Here is a 3,567-nt window from a genome sequence, read left to right on the forward strand (position 1 = left end):
CGGCGTGCCCGCGCGATGAACCGCTCGCCCAGGGCGGTCGGTTGCGCGGGCCCCCGCCCGCGAACGAGCAGCTGGCCGCCCAGGCGCGACTCCAGCTCCGCGATCTGCACGGTCACGGTGGGGGCCGCCAGGTGAAGGGCGCGCGCCGCATTGGTCAGGGAGCCGAGATCGGCGATGGCAACCAGGGTGCGCAAATGGTCCAGGCTCAGTTCTCGCATGTCGGCAGTTTAATTTTTCTTAACTTGGGGTTGCCGATATTTCGCTGGAGCCATCGAGGCGGTCTCCCTACGATCGCGTTCCATGAACCACCAAATCTTCATCGACGGCGACCAGGGCACCACCGGCCTGGACCTGCAGAACCGGCTCCGGGGCTCGGAATTTCGCCTCCACACCTTGCCTGCGGGCTTGCGCAAGGACCCGGCCGCGCGAAAGGCGGCGATCAACGATTGCGACATCGCCATCCTGTGCCTGCCCGATGCCGCGGCGCGCGAGGCGGTCGCGATGATCGACAACCCCGGCGTGCGTGTCATCGACGCCAGCTCCGCCCACCGCACCAGCCCTGGCTGGGTGTACGGCCTGCCGGAACTGGATGCGCATCAAGGCGAACGCATCGCCAAGGCGTCGCGGGTCACCAACCCGGGCTGCTACCCCACCGCCGCAGTCGCCCTGCTGCGGCCCTTGACGGATGCGGGCCTGCTGCCCGCCGACTATCCGCTCACCATCCATGCGGTTTCCGGCTATTCCGGCATGGGGCGGGCGGGGGCCGAAGCGCACGAGGCGGGAGTGGGCGCGCATTCGCTCACGGTCTACGGCCTGGCCCTGGAGCACAAGCACGTGCCGGAGATCCAGGCCTATGCGGGCCTCACGGAGCCGCCCCTCTTCGTCCCGGCCTATGGCAGCTACCGGCAGGGCATCGTGCTCACCATCGGGTTGCATGTGCGAATGCTGCCCGCGGAGGCTACAGGCGCACGCATCCACGAATGCCTGGCGCAGCGGTACCGCGATGCGGCGCATGTGCACGTGCTGCCGATGCCGTCGGCTGAGCCGATGACCGAACGGGACCCGCAGGTCCACAACGGTTCGAACGACATGGGCTTGGCCGTGTCGTGGAATGGCCGCACGGGCCAGATCGTCTTGAGCGCGGTGCTGGACAACCTGGGCAAAGGCGCGGCGGGCGCGGCCGTGCAGAACCTGAGGTTGATGGTGGACGGTCCGAACTAAGTGGGAGTCCGAAGCGCCCACGGTCGGTGGGGAAGGGCTGGCACCCCATTCGTTTTCGAACCTCGCGTTGCAGCGCCATTTGGGCGGCGATGGCTGCGGGTCAAAAAACCTTTGGGCGCGGATCGTTCTTATCGGACCGAATTGGCAACAACACCCCTTGCGGGCGATGCCGTTGGACCCACCGGGGGCGTCAAGGGTGCGTTTGGTGGGTGTCCTCCAACCCGGCCGGCATTATTTTTTCTTCTTCTTGCCTTGATCGTGGTGCCACTTGATGGCTAAAAACATGCCTGTTCCGAGCACGATGACCTTGAACGCAATGAAGACGATAGGGAACCAATCCATTTTCTGAGCGCTTCCTGGCGATTGCGTGAAAAGACCAATCGTGAGGTGCATGGCCTCCAAACGCTTTTCCGGTGGTTTCGTCGGCGCCGAGACCGGTGCCGAATCCGGCTCCGATTGTTGCATTCAGCACGGCATTTCACGGCCGGACGGGGTGGGGCATTTTGCCTCACCGATCAGGCGCCCGGCGTGGTGAAGTGGGGGGGCTGAAGCGCCGGATCTTTCTGCGAGCCACTGCCTTGGCGCCTTCCCTTTCCTTGCCGGTTCTGGCAGGAATCACTCCCAGGCGGCGATCAGGCGGTCGAGCAAGGGCTCGACGAGGGGCTTTCCTTGCAACTGCTCGCGCCATCGCAGCGGAATGCCTTGCTCGCCATAGAGCAGTCCCGCCCATCCCCCCGCGACGCAGGCGGTGGTATCGGTGTCGTTGCCAAAACCGATCGCGCACCGCACGCAGTCTTCGAAGTTGCGCGTGCGAAGGACGGCTGCAACGGACGACCAAAGGCAGTCCACCACGTACCCGCTTCCGCCCGGTGGATCAAACCGCCCGTTCAACAGGATGCGAAGTTCAAATCGCTCGGATTCGGATGTGGTCTCTTCGAGGTGCGCCTGGGCCCCGTCGAGCGCCTCCACGAACGAGAGGCCCCTGAGAAGGCGGGCGGATACCAAGGTCGCCAGCGCGCACGCGAGCAGCGACCTCGTGTGCCCATGGGTGGGCAGGCTTTGCCTTCTCGCGCGGTCGATCAGGACCCGGTCGTCGGCAGCGGGAAGCAAGGCCGTGGGAAGCACCCGCATGAGCGACCCATTCCCATTGTTCCTCTCTTCGCAAGGGCCGCTCTGGCTGGGCGGCACACCTCGCCGGAGGTTCGCCAAGGCTTCCTGCGTCTGGATGCCGATATCGAACACGCGGCCATCGGGTGTCAGTTCACCGGAGGAATGCCAGGACTGCAAGCCATCGGCGAACCTGCTTTCCAGTGCGTGGTCCCCATCGAGAAGAACCCTCAGCAGATGCAGTGCTTGCGCGCCGTCATCGCTCCAGGTGCCTGCCGGCACTCCCGGATGGGCGCGGCGAAATCCAGCGGGCGGTGCCATCTCGATCAAGCGGAGCTCCGGCAGTTCTGCGGCATCCGAGAACTCGTAGGGCACCCCCAGCGCATCGCCAACGAGCAGGCCGTAGACTGCGCCCCGCAGGCGCGATCGGATGGAGAGGGGTATGGGTTGGGTCGGTGGCATGGTGGATGACAGCAGTGAGCGGCCGGGCCGTTGGCAAAGTATGCCCTTCACAAGGCCCGAGTCAGCAGCGGCCCCCGCTTGGCGGTACCACGCCCTTTGCGAACAGCCTTTCGCCAACGACCGGGTGGCGCTGCCCTGCACCCCTCGCCAGCAACCCGCCGAAAGCGGCCGCCCTGGATGCAGGCGCGCGCTTTAGAGGCCCGGCAGCCCTGCGCCGCCACCCGTTCCCCCGAGCTGCGAAGGCGTCCCACCCCGCCCGAACTGCTTCCACGCCCGGCGCAGCTGCGTATCCGAACTGAACCCCGCCATCGCCGCCGCCTCGGTCACGTTGCGCCCCGCCCGCAACGCGGCCTCGGCGGTGGCCAGGCGGATGCGGCGCAGGTACTGCAGCGGCGCGATGCCGGCGTGGTCCAGGAACAGGCGGGTCAGGTGGCGCGGCGAGGCGTGCGCCACCTCGGCCATGGCGGGCACGCTCCAGTCGGCCTGGGGCTGCTGGGCCACGGCGTCCTGCACGCGGTGCAGCGCGCCGTGCAGGTGGTTGCGGTGGTGCAGGAAGGGCGACATTTCCGGGTCGTGCGGGCCGCGCCGCAGCGCCACCACCATGGTCTGCGCCACCTCGGCGGCGATGGCCGGGCCGCAGGCATCGGCGATGCGGTGCAGTACCAGGTCGATGCCGGTGGTCACGCCCGCGCTGGTGTGCAGGGCGCCATCGGCCACGAAGACGCGGTTGGCCACCACGTCGCAGCGGGGCTCCACCTCGGCCAGTTCGGCCAGGTG

At 67.2% G+C, this 3,567-nt stretch carries 5 protein-coding genes; 1 reads left to right on the forward strand and 4 read right to left on the reverse strand.

From position 1 onward, the window contains the following. Nucleotides 1–218, reverse strand: a 218-nt coding sequence (locus tag AC27KI_RS20820; protein ID WP_487115612.1) for a LysR family transcriptional regulator, incomplete at its 3' end; no start/stop codon positions are given. Nucleotides 219–300: 82 nt separating this feature from the next. On the opposite strand from AC27KI_RS20820, the gene argC reads away from it, so the two are divergent. Further along, nucleotides 301–1,221 (forward strand): N-acetyl-gamma-glutamyl-phosphate reductase, encoded by a 921-nt coding sequence (argC, locus tag AC27KI_RS20825; RefSeq protein WP_487090642.1) that lies wholly within the window; start codon nt 301–303, stop codon nt 1,219–1,221. 231 nt (nt 1,222–1,452) lie between these two features. Here the strand turns inward: argC and AC27KI_RS20830 are convergent, their stop codons facing one another. From AC27KI_RS20830 to AC27KI_RS20840, 3 genes are all read right to left on the reverse strand, one after another. Further along, complete coding sequence (locus AC27KI_RS20830) at nt 1,453–1,686, reverse strand: hypothetical protein (protein WP_487090643.1); 234 nt, start codon at nt 1,684–1,686, stop codon at nt 1,453–1,455. A 150-nt stretch (nt 1,687–1,836) separates the two neighbouring features. Further along, on the reverse strand, nt 1,837–2,790 hold the full coding sequence (locus tag AC27KI_RS20835) for an ADP-ribosylglycohydrolase family protein (RefSeq protein WP_487090644.1): 954 nt from the start codon (nt 2,788–2,790) through the stop codon (nt 1,837–1,839). A gap of 192 nt (nt 2,791–2,982) precedes the next feature. After that, a partial coding sequence (locus AC27KI_RS20840; RefSeq protein WP_487115614.1) for a GlxA family transcriptional regulator occupies nt 2,983–3,567 on the reverse strand: 585 nt, incomplete at its 5' end.

The sequence above is a fragment of the Acidovorax sp. KPB24-03 genome, from assembly GCF_057546605.1.